This is a genomic window from Limnospira fusiformis SAG 85.79, assembly GCF_012516315.1.
Lineage (GTDB): Bacteria > Cyanobacteriota > Cyanobacteriia > Cyanobacteriales > Microcoleaceae > Limnospira > Limnospira fusiformis.
Window position 1 is genome coordinate 6,099,190 of the sequence record NZ_CP051185.1, and the last position, 16,687, is coordinate 6,115,876.

Annotated in this window: 14 protein-coding genes and 1 pseudogene; 10 read left to right on the plus strand and 5 right to left on the minus strand. The window is 44.0% G+C overall.

Annotated features, from left to right (window positions below; genetic code table 11):
- Positions 1-51 precede the first annotated feature (51 nt).
- The 3 genes from glgA (at position 52) to HFV01_RS28435 (ending at position 3,752) form a co-directional block, all read left to right on the plus strand.
- A complete protein-coding gene (glgA, locus tag HFV01_RS28425; protein ID WP_008056237.1) occupies positions 52-1,527 on the plus strand; it encodes a glycogen synthase GlgA in 1,476 nt (491 codons plus the stop codon).
- 113 nt (positions 1,528-1,640) lie between these two features.
- On the plus strand, positions 1,641-2,447 hold the full coding sequence (locus HFV01_RS28430) for a sulfotransferase domain-containing protein (RefSeq protein ID WP_193520648.1): 807 nt from the start codon (positions 1,641-1,643) through the stop codon (positions 2,445-2,447).
- Between the two features lie 159 nt (positions 2,448-2,606).
- Complete coding sequence (locus tag HFV01_RS28435; RefSeq protein ID WP_193520649.1) at positions 2,607-3,752, plus strand: ATP-binding protein; 1,146 nt, start codon at positions 2,607-2,609, stop codon at positions 3,750-3,752.
- 13 nt (positions 3,753-3,765) lie between these two features.
- On the opposite strand, the gene HFV01_RS28440 is transcribed toward HFV01_RS28435, so the two are convergent.
- The 3 genes from HFV01_RS28440 to HFV01_RS28450 all read right to left on the minus strand — a co-directional run bounded on the left by HFV01_RS28440 (position 3,766) and on the right by HFV01_RS28450 (position 6,279).
- A complete protein-coding gene (locus HFV01_RS28440) occupies positions 3,766-4,440 on the minus strand; it encodes an SDR family oxidoreductase (RefSeq protein ID WP_006622617.1) in 675 nt (224 codons plus the stop codon).
- A 405-nt stretch (positions 4,441-4,845) separates the two neighbouring features.
- The gene (locus tag HFV01_RS28445; RefSeq protein WP_006622618.1) at positions 4,846-5,769 is read right to left on the minus strand and encodes an SPFH domain-containing protein; all 924 of its coding nucleotides are present in this window, start codon (positions 5,767-5,769) and stop codon (positions 4,846-4,848) included.
- 81 nt (positions 5,770-5,850) lie between these two features.
- Positions 5,851-6,279 carry an NfeD family protein gene (locus HFV01_RS28450; RefSeq protein ID WP_006622619.1) on the minus strand — a complete coding sequence of 143 codons (429 nt, stop codon included), beginning with the start codon at positions 6,277-6,279 and terminating at the stop codon, positions 5,851-5,853.
- A gap of 198 nt (positions 6,280-6,477) precedes the next feature.
- Here HFV01_RS28450 and HFV01_RS28455 point away from each other — a divergent pair.
- The 3 genes and pseudogenes from HFV01_RS28455 to HFV01_RS28465 all read left to right on the plus strand — a co-directional run.
- A pseudogene (locus HFV01_RS28455) lies at positions 6,478-7,014 on the plus strand (IS607 family transposase); the annotation flags it as partial.
- Positions 6,923-8,119: an RNA-guided endonuclease InsQ/TnpB family protein gene (locus tag HFV01_RS28460; RefSeq protein ID WP_193520650.1), complete on the plus strand. Its 1,197-nt coding sequence runs from the start codon at positions 6,923-6,925 to the stop codon at positions 8,117-8,119. The pseudogene HFV01_RS28455 and the gene HFV01_RS28460, both read left to right, overlap by 92 nt.
- Positions 8,120-8,187: 68 nt before the next feature.
- Complete coding sequence (locus tag HFV01_RS28465; RefSeq protein WP_035758960.1) at positions 8,188-10,173, plus strand: 4-Cys prefix domain-containing protein; 1,986 nt, start codon at positions 8,188-8,190, stop codon at positions 10,171-10,173.
- Positions 10,174-10,321: 148 nt separating this feature from the next.
- On the opposite strand, the gene HFV01_RS28470 is transcribed toward HFV01_RS28465, so the two are convergent.
- Together HFV01_RS28470 and HFV01_RS28475 are read right to left on the minus strand one after the other, a co-directional pair.
- Positions 10,322-11,491 (minus strand): AbrB family transcriptional regulator, encoded by a 1,170-nt coding sequence (locus tag HFV01_RS28470; RefSeq protein WP_006622624.1) that lies wholly within the window; start codon positions 11,489-11,491, stop codon positions 10,322-10,324.
- Positions 11,492-11,615: 124 nt separating this feature from the next.
- Positions 11,616-12,077, minus strand: a complete 462-nt coding sequence (locus HFV01_RS28475; protein ID WP_006622625.1) for a peroxiredoxin — start codon at positions 12,075-12,077, stop codon at positions 11,616-11,618.
- A gap of 189 nt (positions 12,078-12,266) precedes the next feature.
- Here HFV01_RS28475 and HFV01_RS28480 point away from each other — a divergent pair, with 189 nt between their 5' ends.
- From HFV01_RS28480 to HFV01_RS28495, 4 genes are all read left to right on the plus strand, one after another.
- Positions 12,267-13,853, plus strand: coding sequence for a B12-binding domain-containing radical SAM protein (locus HFV01_RS28480; protein ID WP_006622626.1), 1,587 nt, complete (start codon positions 12,267-12,269; stop codon positions 13,851-13,853).
- An 86-nt stretch (positions 13,854-13,939) separates the two neighbouring features.
- Positions 13,940-14,632, plus strand: coding sequence for a deoxyribose-phosphate aldolase (gene deoC / locus HFV01_RS28485; protein ID WP_006622627.1), 693 nt, complete (start codon positions 13,940-13,942; stop codon positions 14,630-14,632).
- Positions 14,632-15,528, plus strand: coding sequence for a DNA repair protein RecO (gene recO, locus HFV01_RS28490; protein WP_006622628.1), 897 nt, complete (start codon positions 14,632-14,634; stop codon positions 15,526-15,528). Before deoC ends, recO begins: the two co-directional genes overlap by 1 nt.
- 85 nt (positions 15,529-15,613) lie before the next feature.
- The gene (locus tag HFV01_RS28495) at positions 15,614-16,687 is read left to right on the plus strand and encodes a HindVP family restriction endonuclease (protein WP_006622629.1); all 1,074 of its coding nucleotides are present in this window, start codon (positions 15,614-15,616) and stop codon (positions 16,685-16,687) included.

A 16,687-nucleotide genomic window follows, 5' to 3' on the forward strand; every position in this document is an offset into this window, starting at 1 on the left:
TGATTCAATAGGAAACATAGAACATAAACTTTTGTTACGAGAGGAGTGAAGATGTACATTGTACAGATTGCCTCTGAGTGCGCCCCTGTAATCAAGGCGGGAGGTTTGGGTGATGTAGTCTACGGACTCAGCCGAGAGTTGGAACTGCGGGGCCATGCAGTAGAGATAATTCTACCCAAATATGATTGTATGCGTTATGACCATATTTGGGGACTACACGAAGCCTACCGAGATTTAGTTGTCCCTTGGTATGGTGCAGCGATACACTGTGATGTTTACTGTGGCTGGGTTTATGGCAGATTATGCTTTTTCATAGACCCCCATTCGGATGACTTATTTTTCAATCGCGACTGCTACTACGGTTGCAATGATGACAATATGCGGTTTGCCTTTTTCAGTAAGGCAGCCTTAGAGTTTCTGTTGCTGACTAACAAACGGCCCGATGTGATCCACTGTCATGACTGGCAAACTGGCCTAGTTCCGGTGCTACTGTTCGAGATTTACAAGTATCATGGCATGGAATATCAACGGGTTTGTTATACCATTCATAACTTTAAACATCAGGGCATTGCGGGATGTAATGTTTTGTGGGCTACCGGTCTGAATAAGGAATCTTACTATTTCGCTGACGATCGCCTCCAAGATCCCTTTAATCCTTTTGCTCTAAATTTGATGAAAGGCGGAATCGTCTATTCTAATTTCATCACCACAGTTTCCCCCCACCATGCTTGGGAAGCACACTATGGCGATTTTGGTTATGGTTTGGGCCATACCATTCATGAACATCAACATAAATTCAGGGGGGTACTCAATGGCATTGACTATGAAGTATGGAATCCCGGAGTCGATCGCTATATTCCCCATCATTATGATGCTGATACCTTTACGGAAAAAGCCAAAAACAAACAAGCACTCCGAGAGCGATTATGGCTGGGTCACGGGGATAAACCTTTAATTGCTTATGTGGGGCGTTTAGACCAACAAAAAGGCGTTCATCTCGTCCACCATGCTATTTATTATGCCCTCTATCGCCAAGCTCAATTTGTGTTGTTAGGTTCGGCAACGGAAACCGCAATTAACAACTGGTTTTTGCATGAAAAAAATCATCTAAATCATAACCCTGATTGCCATATCGAAATTGGTTTTAATGAAGAACTTTCCCATCTCATTTACGCCGGGGCTGATATTATTATTGTTCCCAGCAATTATGAACCTTGTGGCTTAACTCAGATGATTGGGTTGCAATATGGGACAGTTCCAGTGGTGCGGGGGGTTGGCGGGTTACTCAATACAGTGTTTGACCGAGACTATGACAACTGTCATGAAGAAGAAAAACGCAATGGTTATGTGTTTTTCCAAACTGATAGTCAGGCACTAGAATCGGCTTTAGATAGAGCGATCGGCTTGTGGTATCACTATCCCAAAGAGTTTCAAAAGTTGGCAATTCAAGGGATGGAATATGACTACTCATGGTCAAATCCAGCTACTCAGTATTTGTCGATTTACGAATATATTCGACATAAATAAGTGTCGTAAAAATTCCCATATTTCTGGGGTTTTTGGTGGCGGTAATATCCCAAACCTCACACCTGAAACCTCAAATATTATCGGTGACATCGGTTCATATATCTCACTTAGATATGATGTTTTCCTCAGCATATAAATACCAAGTAAATCAATGGTATTTTCGACCGACAGATGTATTTCTAGCCTCCTATCCACGTTCTGGTAATACTTGGATGCGATTGTTACTTAGTGATGTAATTAAACAATTGGGGGGGGAAACAACACAGCCAGGAGGTAATGTGATCCCAGATGTTTATAAGGTTGATATTGAAGACTGGTATCGCAACCCTCGGATTAAAATTCCGTTTCGGATTATTAAAACCCATGAACCATTCGACCTAATTTCAGATTATCGAATTATCTACCTATTTCGACATCCTGCTGATTGTCTTTGTTCCTACTATCACTATCAACTAAGGTCGCCTAAGTTTCGGAAAAATAACTCGGGGATAGATGAGTTTTGTCTGAATTTAATCAATCAATGGTGTGGTCATATTAACAGTTATTTAGAAGCTGCAAAAACTGACAGCGATCGCCTTTTATTTGTCAGCTATGAATCCCTAAATAATAACCCGGTTGAATCTCTCAAAAATGCCTGCATTTTTATGGATTTAGATATCACAGAATCTCAGGCTAAAATTGCCGTCACTAATCAACAATTCCGGCAACTTAAAAGTCTCAGTCAGCGGGGAGATAGCCAAACTCTAGGATTTGCGGAAAACGGCGGATATCAAAACTTCTTTCGGCGCGGTGAAATCAACTCATCGGCACAAGAATTGTCGGGAAACACCCGCGAAACTATCAACCATAAATCCCAGAATCTTGACAATCAAATGAGGGAACTGGAGTCACAAAAAGTCACAAATATTAATAGTAATTAAGAGTCGATAAGGTGCTATCTATGTCATAATTAATCCCAGAAAAGTTTAACGGAGATAGATGACAGCTAAAACAGGATTGACGAAAAGTGCATAAATTGTTTTAGTATATCAAAATGGATAACCCTATTATTATATCAATGGCAGAGCAGGTGCATACTCATGGATTTACTATCCCATCAGTTTATCAGCTATTTTGAGCCAGAACAGGCGGATAAACTTTGTCAGTTGGCTATTGTCGAATACTACCCAGAAGGAAGCCTAATTTTTGAAGAAGGCGAAGTTCCCGACTACTTATATTTAGTGCTAACGGGGGAAGTAGAGTTTAGTAAGTCCACAGGAGGCGATCGCTATCAGGTGGTAACAGTAGCTAGACCCAATAGCTTTTTTGGTGAATTTGGGGTCTTAGACGGACAGCCACGCAGTGCGAGAGCGATCGCTACACTAGGGGGAGCTACCCTAGCTAAAATCTCACGGGATAACCTAATCACCATTCTCCAAGACGCAAAGGGTCAAGTAGTCCTCAAGCTATTCGGCTATATTACCCAACAACTGCGAAACACCACCAACGAGTATGTCAACCAAATGGTTCACAAGCAGAAAATGGAACTATTGGGGGAAATGGTCAACACCATTGTACACGATTTTCGCAGCCCCTTCACAGGTATTCAGCTTTCTAGTTCCATGATTCGGGAACTACACCCGGACGAAGAAACCGAGGAATGGTGCGATCTAATTTCCATGCAAATTCAACGGATGTTAGGAATGGCTGAAGAAGTCCTAGAATTTAGTCGGGGAAGCACCAGCCTGCTCTTAAAACCCGTGGCTATAGAGGAGATTATACAGCAGTTTGAAAAGTTAAACCGAGTCTATTTACACTCCTCTGATGTAGAATTGGTCATTGATATTCCTGACGGAATCTACGTCCTAGCTGACCTTAACAAGATTATACGGGTGTTACAGAACTTGGTCAGCAATGCAGTGGAGGCCTTTCCTAATTCACAGGGAAAGATTATCATCACTGCTACCACTCAAGATAATTGGGGGGTGATTATGGTTAAAGATAACGGAACGGGTATTCCCAAAGCTATTCAAGAACATCTATTTGATGCCTTTGTCACCTATGGAAAACAGGGAGGAACAGGTTTAGGAACAGCGATCGCCAAATCCATTGTCGAAGCTCATGGCGGCGCGATTAGCTTTGAATCAACCGCCGGAGCAGGAACTACATTTTGGATTCGTCTACCTTTGAACAGTGGCGATCCCAATATGCAGTCCCCAACCCTCAAACAAGTAAATATTGGTTGATTTTCAAGGATGATTATATATCCAAAACCTCAAAATCTGTTTGACCATAGGCCATTTGGCGATCGATAGCTGAGAGAATTTTATTATTAGCCTGATCCGAGTGCAAGCAGGCGCAAGCCAAAGCCGCCACATCAGCGCGGTGGATAGTTCCCGCGACTCGGTAATCCTCCGTTAGCACACCATTTCCCGTCGCTGGTTCGGACTTTAACCCTCCCGGACGGATAATAGTATAGGTGAGGCCACTATTAATCAGATGTTCCTCGGCTTTTTCCTTTTCTATCAAGACTGATTTCAGGGTTTCCATAGCCTGGGGAGGGAGAGCTACAGCACTTTGACCGCTACCAATGGAGGAAATTAGGATAAATTTTCCTACATTAGCTTTCACGGCTGCATCAATCAGGTTACGATTCCCCAAATAATCAGCCCTTTGACCGTCTTTCGGTAAACCGCCAATGGTGCTAATCATGGCAGAAATAGCCGGCCCGTCTGTCACAGCCTGTTCAACGGCGGCCAGATCGAGAGCATCTCCCATGACAATTTCAATCCCCATTCTTTCGAGTTCTGGTCCGCTGGATGGCGATCGTAATAATGCCCTAACCTTTACTTGTCCTCCCCTCAGACAATTGGCAATTTCCCGACCTACACCCCGACTCGCACCCGCGAGAAAAATACAAGATTCAGAATTCATCTATTTACTAAAATCGTTTATCAATTATCCATTATCAATTATCCATTATCCCTTGTCCTCAAATACCCCCAAATATAATTTTTGCTAATTTTTACGACTCAATGGATTTAAATTTCAAAATATTGTTAAGAATTAATACAATTTAATTGAAAATATCTCGCAAATAGTTGACGAGATTATAGGGGTTATGGTATCATCGGATAAATCGTTACCAAGGGCCTCTTGTGTCTAGGCGCAAAAAAAAAGCCTAAAGCCCCGATTATGTCGGGGTTAGGATTATTCTACGACCAAAATTAAAAATTCACGATGCACGAGTTTTGCGGGACTAAGGCGATCGCCATTTTTAGGAGTCTTGACAAAAACCACATTGTGTGCATATCTGAATCGTCGATGGGGATCAGTGAATTAAGAACTAGGGGTATCAGAAATCAGAGATCTCATACCTTCGAGAGTGGCGGGGATAGATCGCGGGTCCATAAACATGACCTTGCTGCTATCACTATTACCGATAGTAGCTCCCATCTCAATATAGTTTTGGGCTAACAGATATTGCAAGGCTTCCCGTGCTTCCGGGTCACTTTGGAGAGTCTTAGTTAGAATTTGGATAGCTTCCGCCGTCGCATGGGCTTTGAGAACCTGAGATTGACGTTGTGCTTGAGCCTCGAGTACCACAGCCTTTTGTTGAGCTTCAGCAGCTAAAACTTGCGCCTCAGCCCGACCTTTAGCGGAGTTAACAGCAGATTCTCGTTCTCCTTCGGAAGCCAGAATAGCAGCGCGTTTTTGTCGTTCCGCAGACATCTGCAATTCCATAGCATCCATTACCGCCTTAGTAGGGCAAATATCGCGCAATTCCACCCGTGTGACTTTCACACCCCAGGGGTCAGTAGCGATATCCAATTCCCGCAATAGCATTTCATTAACTTCTGTGCGCGCGGTGAAAGTTTGATCAAGTTCTAGTTTTCCCATTTCGGAACGGATCTGGGTTCGCACCATATTTTCCATAGCAGCCTGTAGGTTATTCACCTTATAGCAGGCTTTTTCCAAATCCATAATCCGCCAATAAACGACAGCATCAACGCTAATGGAAACATTATCGCGGGTAATACATTTTTGGGGAGGAATATCAAGGACTTGTTCCCGGACAGTTTCCCGATAAGCCACCCGATCCAAGAAAGGGACAAGAAAGTTTAAACCCGGATCTAAGGTACGGCCATTATACTTACCGAGGCTTTCGACTAAGGCTTTATCGCCCTGATTAATAATTTTGACAGAACCTGCCAGTGTCGAGCCACCGAAGAGTAAAATAATGATCAAAAATAGCTGTTCCATGGTTGATTTTCCTCTAGTGTTAAATTCGGATGAGCATATTTCTACAGCTTGACCAGGATAGACTTCTGACCAATCAAGTAGTTAGGAATTGATTAACTTTTCAGGAACGACAATTAAGGTATTTCCTTCTCGATTGACAACCAGGACCTTTTGTCCAGGAGCGATCGCATATTCTCCCTCGGAACGTGCCCGCCAAGAAATCCCATCATAAATTACCCGTCCGGTTTGTCCCGGCAAAATTTCCGTCAAAGTTTCAGCCTCTGTTGCTTCTTCCAGGATAGCAACCCGACGGTGTGGCAATAAACGGCGCATTACCATTATAGATGCCACGGATAATATCATCCAGAGAGCTATTTGTATGGGAACATTAGGCAAGATCAAAGAGATCGCAGCCACTACCAAGGCACTTACGCCCATCATAAACTCGACAAAGGCCGTAGGAAGAAATAACTCCATCAAACATAACACGGCCCCGGCCAGCAACCAAACGAGTGTAGGATTGGCAAACATCGATTTAACAAGCCTCCCGGTAATTTAGGGCGCTAGAGTTGATAGCGCAAATTTGATGATTAATGGATTGCTATGATCAACAGGAGCATGATTTAATCACAAATTCGGTTAATATTTTAGGGCAATACAGTATAATAAGCGAGAAGGGTTGAGGATAAACCTATTGCCAAATATGTCAAACCCAAGGAAGCGGCCTAAATCCTTGGAGTCCATGAAAGAACACTCCGCAGATGGGACGACAATGGCTCAATCGACACCATCAGAACCCCCGCTGGGCAACGACGATACAACGTTGAGTGATATACTGCCAAATCAGGCAGTGACAAACGCAAAGTCGTTATCTATGCCAGAGTTAGTAGCCGCGCCCAGCAGTCAGACCTCAACCGACAGGTGGCCGCACTGTCCAACCTCTACCCCGAAGCAGAAGTCGTCTCAGAAATCGGAGGCGGGCTCAACTTCAAGGGAAAGAAAATGCTGGCCTGACTGGGACATCATTTGTCAGGAGATGTCGGCATGGTTGTCGTTGCCCACAAAGACTGATTGGCAATATGGGGATTTGACTTGTTTCGATGGCTCTGTGAGCAAAACAGTTGCTCACTCATGGTTCTCAACGAGACAAGTCTCAGTCCAGAACCAGAAATGGTTGAGGACATCCTCGCCATCCTCCACTGCTTCAGTTCCCGATTATACGGATTGCGTAAATATAAAACTCAGGTCAAAGAAGATCCGGATTTACCCCAGCCCCGAGCTAAATCAAGTCTGGCGCAAATGGTTGGCCGCTTGTCGGTATTGCTACAACCAAGCAATTGCATTATCCCGGAGTGGTAAACGACTAAGCAAGTTAAAGTTACGCAATAAAGTGATGCAGAGTGACTTACCCGAATGGGTCAAAGAAACACCCGGCCACATTCGGCAAAATGCCATCTTTGAGGCCTATCAGGCTTTGACCGCTAGTCCTGATGCAAGGTTTAGAAGTTGTCGTGACAGCTCTCAAGGGATTAAGTTCAATAATACTAATTTCTCTTCAGGGAGTTGGTATCCAAGACTAACGAAAGGATTAACTTTCATGGTTTCCGAACCCATCCCTAAAACTTGCGGGCAAGGGACTCAATTAGTCTTTGCCAAGGGGCGGTGGTTTGCGGTGTTTCCTGAACCAGTTGCCGTTACCCCAACTGACGCTACTGGCGTGATTGCATTAGACCCGGGCGTCCGAACTTTTATGACCGGGTTTGATGGTTCACGATTTCTGGAATTGGGCTCCGGAGATATAGGACGCATTACTAGGCTATGTCAACATTTGGATGATTTGATGAGCCGAATCGCCAAGGAACCCTGTCGTTCAAGAAGGCGACGGATGAGGCAAGCGGCTCAACGAATGAGAACCAAAATCCGCAATCTAGTTGATGAAGCCCACAAACAAATTGCTCACTACTTGACTCATAACTACAGTATAATTTTTCTGCCGACCTTCGAGACTTCCAACATGGTTGCCAAGGTGAAGCGTCTAATCAAATCCAAGACTGCCCGAGCCATGCTGACATGGGCGCATTATCGATTCAAACTAACCCTGAGACATCAAGGGGAAATAACTGGAACCACAGTTGTAGATGTGATGGAAGAATACACCAGCAAAACCTGTACTCACTGTGGTCATGTGCATTCCCAGCTAGGTGGCTCAAAAGTGTTCCGATGTCCGGAGTGCGGGTTCACTCTACCCAGGGACTGGAACGGTGCTTTTGGAATCTTTCTAAAAGCTTTGCGGGATACCGCCTCTGTTACCTTAACGGGTAATAGTGCTATCGTCGCATTGTCAGGCAATAGCCGGATAAATGTCGCGTAAATGTATCAGCTACAATTATTTTATATTTGATTTTCCTGGTTGAGTCCTATCGGCAACATATCTTCAGAGTGTCTTTACATAAACTATTGCAAATCAGCAGTTCATCACCACCCCCGATCTACTGCACGAACCCGGTCTGTCCCAAACCTAGCAATGTCTTGGGAGAGCAAATCTGTGCTACCTGTGAGACACCGTTAACCTATCGCTATTTGTGGGCGGTGGGTTCTGCGGCTCAGTCCATGCAATCGGGACAAATAGTTGGAAACCGCTACTATGTGACGGCGCCCCAAATTTGGTTGGATACTAAGCCAGGAGTCCCTCCGGTGCTTCCCGATCGCTTATCTGATGCGATCGCATCCTATTTGTATCTGTATCCTTACCACCTCCATATTCCCAGCGTCTATGGGGTTTACAACTTCACTGCTGCTGAGGATATGGTTGAGATTGTGCTTCTGGATAATATCCCGGTTGATGATCGGGGCAATTTATACCCCTCGTTGGTAGAAGCATGGCCGGAAGCCACAGCAGTCCGTCAAGTTTACTGGCTATGGCAGATTCTACAATTGTGGATTCCTCTGTGTGAGCAGGGAACTACCTATAGTTTACTAATTAAGCATAACCTGCGAGTAACTGGGTGGCGGGTACGATTGCGGGAGTTACATCAGCAGGGTAAGATACAACCAACCCTACGAGATCTGGCTGAGTCTTGGTCAGTTTTGATTGAAACTGCCCATCAGAGAGTCCGCCAGCCTTTACAGGATATTGTGCAAGTCCTACGCCATAGCCCAGAAGATGCCATAGAAGCGATCGCCACTCAACTTAACCAGATCTTACTAGAACAAGCATCTGAGTTGCCCTTACATATAGCAGTAGCAGGTCAAACAGATGTGGGTATGATGCGATCGCATAATGAAGATTGTTGCTACCCCACAGCTACCGATCTCAAGCAAACCGATATTTACCCCAATGACAGACTCATCCCCTACATGAGTTTAGTTTGTGATGGGGTGGCGGGTCATGAAGGTGGCGAAATTGCTAGTCAGTTGGCTGTCCAATCGATTAAGCCCTTGATTCACAGTTTCATCATGGAAGTTGAGCAACAGGAAACCCTACTTTCCCCCCTGATGATCGCCCATCAACTTCAGGAAATTACCAGAGTTGTTAATAATGTCATTGCCGCCCAAAATGATGAGCAGGAACGCTCATCTAAGCAGCGCATGGGAACTACCCTAGTTATGGCACTACAACTCCCACAACACGCTAGACGTGGCTCTGGTTTCGATTTTAACAATGCCCATGAACTTTATATTGTTAATGTCGGTGATAGTCGCGCCTATTGGATAACGCCGGAGTCTTGTCAACAGTTGACCATTGATGATGATGTTACCATCCGGGAAGTGCGTCTGGGTCGTGCTGTATACTGGGATGCTAAACAACGCCGGGATGGCGGCGCTTTAACTCAAGCCTTGGGAACCCGAGAGGCAGAATTTTTGCGCCCGGCAGTTCAACGGTTTATCATTGAGTCTGATGGTCTACTTTTGTTGTGTTCTGATGGACTCAGTGACAACCAATGGGTTGAGAAAACTTGGGCGGACTATGCGCCTTTAGTTTTACGGGGCGAAAAATCCCTAGAATCAGCGGTTCGGGATTTGATTGAGGTGGCTAATACTCAAAATGGTCGGGATAATGTTTCGGTGGTTCTAACTTATTTTGGGGTTTCTCCTCAAAAATTGGTTCTGGTCGAACCCACTGCGACCACTCAAGAGTCGCCACCCTTAGAGTCGGAATTTACAGCAGCATCACGCGCCTTGATGGAAGAAGAAGCTGTGACTTCTGTTGACAAGAGGGCTACTCGTCTCCAGCGATTGAAACAGGCTGTATTGATTCTGGCTTTATTGATTTTGGCGATCGCAGGTGGTTATTTAGTTTGGCGGTTAGTCTACCAAGACTCCCCCACAGACTCCCCCACGGAAACACCCACGGAAACACCCACGGAAACACCCACGGAACCCTCAACCACAGAAGTAGATTCTGCTACCTATTACATTTCCTAGGCGAACCTTCAGAGGGCGGGTTGATTTATCTTATCCCTAGGAGGGAAGGATATAGGCGAACCCTCAGAGGGCGGGTTGATTTATCTTATCCCTAGGAGGGAAGGATATAGGCGAACCCGCCCCTACATGAGATCTGGTGGAGAGTTGGTTATTCTTTTTTGTCAATCATCATCTGCTGTAAAATCCAGGGTACAATTAGCAGAATTAATAGCATTCTGGTCATCTGCATAGCCATGACCAAACCGGAATCTCCCCCTAGTTGTAGGACTGTGGCTATCATAGCGGTAATTCCGCCGGGGGTTGAGCCTAAAATAGCGGTCATGGTGTCAACTTTAGTAATTAGATGGAATATATATCCAACCCCTAAACAGCTTAAAATTAAAACTATGACTAAGATTACCTCAATTAATACGGCTTTGATTAACTTTTTGGCGGTGTTCCCATCAAATTTAAGACCGGTACCGAGTCCGACGAATAGCAAGCCGACAGTAAAGCCGAGGGGTGGCATTTCAAAGGTATAAGGTAAACTCCAAAAGCCAATTAATCCCGCCAAAAAAGGGCCGAGAAATAGGGAAGAAGGAAGCCGCAGCAAAGGTCCTAGCCACACTCCCAAACCGCCGCAGACGCTGATAATTAGCCAGTTAAGGAAAGCTGGGGCGTGGGGGGGACTAGACAGGGAAGTAGGGGAAGATAAGACTAATGGCATTTCTGGAAGTCCAGGGGAAGCAAACCAGAAACTAGCTAGGGTGGGGATAATTAAAGCGACTAGGAGAATGCGGATATATTGGAGGACGGCGACGGCGATCGCATCAGCACCCATTTGTTCACTGATAGCTACTAAACTAGGACCAGCACCGGGAATGCAACCTAAAAATCCGGTAGTGCGATCGATTTTCGCCCACCGCCATAATAGATAGCCATTACAGACACTCATGGCACCTGTTACTACAATACAACCTAATAGGGGTAAAGCGTAGGTTTTACCGAGTATCAAAGTTTCGGGGGAAAATCGAGTAGCAGTAGTTAAAGCAACGATCGCCTGTCCGACCAGGTTAAAAGACTTGGGTAAAGGTGTAGACTTCTGCCAAATTAGAGCCAATAAAATCCCGACAATCATCGGACCTATCAGCCATCCTACTGGCATATTTAAGGAAGCCAAAAGCCATCCTGCCATGATAGCGATCGTCATCTCAATTAGGATAACTCCCACTTTTTCCCCATTTAATAGTAACGTTTTTAACGGGCTTTCATGTATCGAAAAATCAAGATGTTTGGCGGTAAATTGCATGGGAATAAAAGCAGAGCTATTAATTTTCATTTCATGACTATCTATATAGAATGGTTCAATGTAATTCTGAGAAAGCGGAGGATAAAGATTTTAATAAATACTAATCATACCAGGGCGGGCATTATAGCCCGCTCGAATTTTGCCCCAAGTCCACCTAGACAGCAGACATAGAACGCAAAGTTTTTAAGGCTTCATCCACATGACCTTTAAAATCCAACATGGAATCAAAAATGTGACGGACTACCCCTTGATTATCGATTACATAAGTCACCCGACCGGGAAGTATCCATAAGGTGGCTGGAACTCCGTATAATTTCCGCACCTGATTTCCCTTATCACTTAACAGAGTAAAAGGCAAATTATACTTACCGACAAATTTCTGATGTTCATCGGGGGAGTCCGCACTGACTCCGATAACTTCCGCCCCAGTTTCCTGAAAAATCGTGTAACTGTCCCGAAAGGCACAGGCTTCGGCCGTGCATCCTGGGGTATCATCTTTAGGGTAAAAATAAAGCACTACTGCTTTGTTACCCCGAAAGTCTTTGAGGCTAACCGATTCCCCGGTCTGGGAGGTTAAAGTAAAATCGGGGGCGAGGTCTCCAACTTGAACTGGCATATTTGCGATATCCTGTAACTTAACTTTAGCAAAAATGTTAAATTTTGTGTGCCTTTGTTATGATATCGCGGAATCTATCCTGCGGAAACCTAATTAATGGAAACCTATTCCCCCAGGTTCCATGCTGCACGATTCTATAGTTCCGCGCCCAAAAGCGATCGCCATATTAAACAATGAGGTATTGATTAAATGCGAGTTTTACTAATTTATCCAGTGTTTCCTAGAACCTTCTGGTCCTATGACAAAATTCTGGAACTGGTCGATCGCAAAGTCCTGTTACCTCCCCTAGGGCTGATCACCGTAGCGGCGATTTTACCCCAAGAATGGGAATTTAAGTTAGTCGATCGCAATATCCGACCCGTCACCGAAGCCGAATGGGAATGGGCGGATCTAGTCATTCTCACCGCCATGATCGTCCAAAAAGTCGATCTGCTGGCACAAATTCAGGAAGCCAAACGCCGAGGTAAACCCGTCGCTGTTGGTGGACCTTATGCCACCTCAGTCCCTGGTGAAGTTGCAGCCGAAGCAGATTATTTAATCCTGGACGAAGGCGAAATCACCTTACCCCAATTTGTCGAAGCCATTAACCGGGGAGAAACCAGCGGCACTTTCCGATCGCCAGAAAAAGCTGATGTTAGCACTACTCCAGTTCCCCGTTATGATCTGCTGGAATTGGATGCTTATGACTCTATGTCCGTACAGTTTTCCCGTGGCTGCCCCTTCCAATGCGAATTTTGCGATATCATTGTACTCTACGGGCGCAAACCCCGCACCAAAAATCCTGAACAACTCCTCAAAGAATTAGATTATCTGTATGAATTAGGATGGCGGCGGGGAGTGTTTATGGTCGATGATAATTTTATCGGCAATAAGCGCAATGTTAAGTTATTGCTAAAAGCCCTCAAGACTTGGCAAATTGAACATCAATATCCTTTCCGATTTAATACAGAGGCATCAGTGGATTTAGCCGCCGATGAAGAACTCATGGATATGATGGTTGACTGTAATTTTGATGCGGTATTTTTGGGTATTGAAACCCCGGACGAAGCTAGTTTGGCTTTAACTAAAAAATTCCAAAATACCCGTAGTTCTTTAAGCGAATCTGTCGATAAAATTATCCGGGCTGGCTTGCGACCAATGGCGGGATTTATTATCGGTTTTGATGGCGAAAAATCTGGGGCGGCTTCCCGGGTGATTGAGTTTGTAGATCAGGCTGGTATTCCTACTGCCATGTTGGGGATGTTGCAAGCCCTCCCCAATACCGGATTATGGCATCGGTTGGAGAAAGAAGGACGCTTACTAGCGGATCGGGAAAATATTAGCCAACACGCTACTAACCAAACTATGTTAATGAACTTTATTCCGACTCGTCCGGTTGAAGAAATTGCCGCCGAATATATCCAGGCTTTTCGGACTCTCTATGAACCCGATCGCTATTTAGACAGAACCTATAACTGTTTCCTGAAATTAGGCGCACCTCGCAGTAAAACCCCTTTTAAAACTCCTGAATTGGTGGATTTACGGGCTTTGGCAATTATTATTTGGCGACAAGGAATTAAGCGATCGACTCGGTGGAAATTCTGGCATCATTTATTGGGTATTATTCGCCATAACCCGGCGGTTTGGGAACATTATTTAACGGTCTGCGCCCACAATGAACATTTCCTCGAATATCGCGACATTGTAACTGCTGAAATTACTCAACAACTAGAGAATTTTAAAAAAGTGGAGTCGGCGGAATTGCCGCCCGCCGAACTCTCGAAAGTTACAGCTTGAAGTGATTAGTTATGGGGAGCAAATTTGCTCCCTGTTATGACGTTCAATTAATTTAAATCTATGATACTGAATTAGAGCATCCTAATATGATGAGAGAATCTTACGATGATCTTGATATTGCGCCCCTAATTGACCATACCTTATTAAATCAGACGGCTTCTGATGAACAAATCCAAAAGTGTTGTGAAGAAGCGGATCGATATAATTTCGCTTCCGTTTGTATCTTCCCTGGTTTTGTCAAACTGGCGCGGGAACTTCTGCACAATAAAAGCCCTAAAGTTTGTACGGTAATTGGGTTTCCCTGTGGTGCGAATACTTCCGCCGTGAAACTGTATGAAGCCTTAGAAGCGGTCGAAAATGGGGCGACTGAGTTGGATGTGGTGATTAATTTAAGTTGGTTAAAGTCGGGAAAAACTAATGAGTTTAACCGGGAATTAGCCGAAATTTGCGAGGAAACCGGAGTGGTGGTTAAAGCCATTTTGGAAACAGCCGTTTTGACAGACGCAGAAAAACGTCTGGCCGCGGAATTGGCTATTGATGCGGGGGTTACTTATCTCAAAACTAGCACGGGATATTATGGAGGTGCGACGGTCGAGGATGTTAGGTTACTCAAGCAAGTAGCGCGGTCTCAGGTGGGAATTAAGGCTTCTGGAGGTATTCGCACTTATGATCAGGCGATCGCACTTTGGGAGGCGGGGGCGACCCGTTTAGGTACTTCTGGAGGGGTACATATTATCCGCAACCCGCGCCATCAACTCAACCAAGAAAATCAGGATTAATGAGTCGTACTTATAAAGCTACTGGGATTATTTTAAAGGCGATACCTCTGGGAGAGTCCGATCGCCTATTAACTATTTTAACACCAGAATTTGGTCTGATGCGAGTGGTAGCACCGGGGGCGAGAAAATCGCGATCGCGTCTGGGGGGGACTACGGGTTTATTTGTGGTTAATCAGTGGTTAATTGCCAAAGGGCGATCGCTTGATAAAATTACTCAGGCGGAAATTATCAACTCCCATAGTGGACTCGCTAAAAATTTGGGTAAATTAGCCGCTGGTCAATATTTGGCTGAATTGGTTCTTAGTCAAGCCTTGAGTGAACAACCTCAACCGGAACTCTTTTTGCTATTGTCAGAACATTTAGACCGCCTAGAAGGACTTCCTAATACCTCTACAGAGGAAAATGCGATCGGTATAGTCGCCCGTTTAACTCATGGAATTTTTCACCTCTTAGCTTGGGCGGGAATTGCTCCCCAGGTCCAGTTATGTTGTCTAACTCAACATCCTTTAAACCCTAATTTTAGCGACCCTAATTGGTTGGTAGGGTTCAGTTTAGCGGCTGGGGGTATCATTAATTTAGTCGAATTATCCCGCATTACCAGCCAACATAATGACCATCAATCATCCTCAGTTTCCGAAGCAGGTGGGCGTTATCTAACTGAGGAAATATCCATCAAAATTGATGCGCGTCTAGCAGCAGAACCCTTGGCAATTCTTCAACATTTAGCCCAATCTGAATTAACTAATCTCTGGAATACCTATCAACCATCAGCTTGGATAACCGTGGAAAAAATACTACGCCGCTATGCTGAATATCAGTTTGCTCGCTCGATTCAATCTGCCTCTTTAATTGACAGTTGGCTATTGAATTGTTCCCCTACTAATTGGTGTCAATAACTAGGACTGATGATTGATTAATCATGGTTTCGGTAGCTGGTCGATTTTGGTTATATTTTGGATAAACGATTCAATCATAATAAAAATGGTTAAAAAGCAGCCTAGCTTATTTGGGATAAGATATTATAATCGCGATTTCTTACAAAAAAAATCCTGGGGTAAAAATTGTTTTAATTCATCTTTTCCGACAGCTTTATGTTGCTATTTGCATGAGATCAATCTTGAAAATATCTATATTAAAGTAAATTCTAACTTAGAGATTGAGCATACAACTATTGCCACCGAAGATGTTTTTGGTATTAATCCTCAATCGGATCTAGCATTTTATGCTTTTGAATCACAATTTACACCCTATCAACAATATTTAATTGGTACCCTTCCCAGAGTTGATTTAGTTACGCAAACTAACGGACTTTGTTTGCGTGCTATGGAAATTAAACTGACCGCATTACCAGATAATACAACTTGCGAACTACCTGAAAATCAGTACGGATGTGAAATTGTAGTACGACCCGATACTATTGTTGATTTAGCCTGTAGCATAGCCTCTAATCTTCGGCAACAAGGAACTAATATGGCGGAATTACTACAATTAACATTTCCACAGGATTTAGATTGGACAGAACCCCTATCAGTAATTCCTTATGTCTCAACTATGATAGAAGCGATCGATAACTTAATGAGCCACATTGTTTCAGTTCAAAAACCATTTTTAATGCAGCCAATTTGGAAAACTCAGGGAAAGTCTCCCCAATTGTCTACTAACTGTTTAGATGTATTTATTTGGAGTGATATTTCCTTTAGTCGATTATTTATCAATTTGGCTAAACAAGAAATAGAAAACTTTGGTCAAATCATCAAAATTTCCAGATATACACGAACAGTAATTTGGCTATTTAAAATGTTAAGTGATTTTGGCGATCGCGGATTATTTGACCATGTAAGCATTATTGATTCCTGCTCATACAACACCAAAAATGATAAAGCATTTGCAGTCAATGGAAAAATAACTCACGAATATATGAACTCAGAGTCTTGGCGACAACCAAGAATCCCTAAGCAGGAAATCAAAAATATTATTTTAGGAGATGGTCAAAATTTACTGAGTCCCGAAAGAAGGTTTGATGCTATAATATACAACTCACCAGATTTATTTTGA

What these genes read in the sequence shown, in the direction of transcription:
- glgA (WP_008056237.1), top strand. Translation starts at nt 52, where the DNA reads ATGTACATTGTACAGATTGCCTCTGAGTGCGCCCCTGTAATCAAGGCG.
- HFV01_RS28430 (WP_193520648.1), top strand. Translation starts at nt 1,641, where the DNA reads ATGATGTTTTCCTCAGCATATAAATACCAAGTAAATCAATGGTATTTT.
- HFV01_RS28435 (WP_193520649.1), top strand. Translation starts at nt 2,607, where the DNA reads ATGGATTTACTATCCCATCAGTTTATCAGCTATTTTGAGCCAGAACAG.
- HFV01_RS28440 (WP_006622617.1), bottom strand. Translation starts at nt 4,440, where the DNA reads ATGAATTCTGAATCTTGTATTTTTCTCGCGGGTGCGAGTCGGGGTGTA.
- HFV01_RS28445 (WP_006622618.1), bottom strand. Translation starts at nt 5,769, where the DNA reads ATGGAACAGCTATTTTTGATCATTATTTTACTCTTCGGTGGCTCGACA.
- HFV01_RS28450 (WP_006622619.1), bottom strand. Translation starts at nt 6,279, where the DNA reads ATGTTTGCCAATCCTACACTCGTTTGGTTGCTGGCCGGGGCCGTGTTA.
- HFV01_RS28470 (WP_006622624.1), bottom strand. Translation starts at nt 11,491, where the DNA reads ATGAAAATTAATAGCTCTGCTTTTATTCCCATGCAATTTACCGCCAAA.
- HFV01_RS28475 (WP_006622625.1), bottom strand. Translation starts at nt 12,077, where the DNA reads ATGCCAGTTCAAGTTGGAGACCTCGCCCCCGATTTTACTTTAACCTCC.
- HFV01_RS28480 (WP_006622626.1), top strand. Translation starts at nt 12,267, where the DNA reads ATGCGAGTTTTACTAATTTATCCAGTGTTTCCTAGAACCTTCTGGTCC.
- deoC (WP_006622627.1), top strand. Translation starts at nt 13,940, where the DNA reads ATGATGAGAGAATCTTACGATGATCTTGATATTGCGCCCCTAATTGAC.
- recO (WP_006622628.1), top strand. Translation starts at nt 14,632, where the DNA reads ATGAGTCGTACTTATAAAGCTACTGGGATTATTTTAAAGGCGATACCT.
- HFV01_RS28495 (WP_006622629.1), top strand. Translation starts at nt 15,614, where the DNA reads ATGGTTAAAAAGCAGCCTAGCTTATTTGGGATAAGATATTATAATCGC.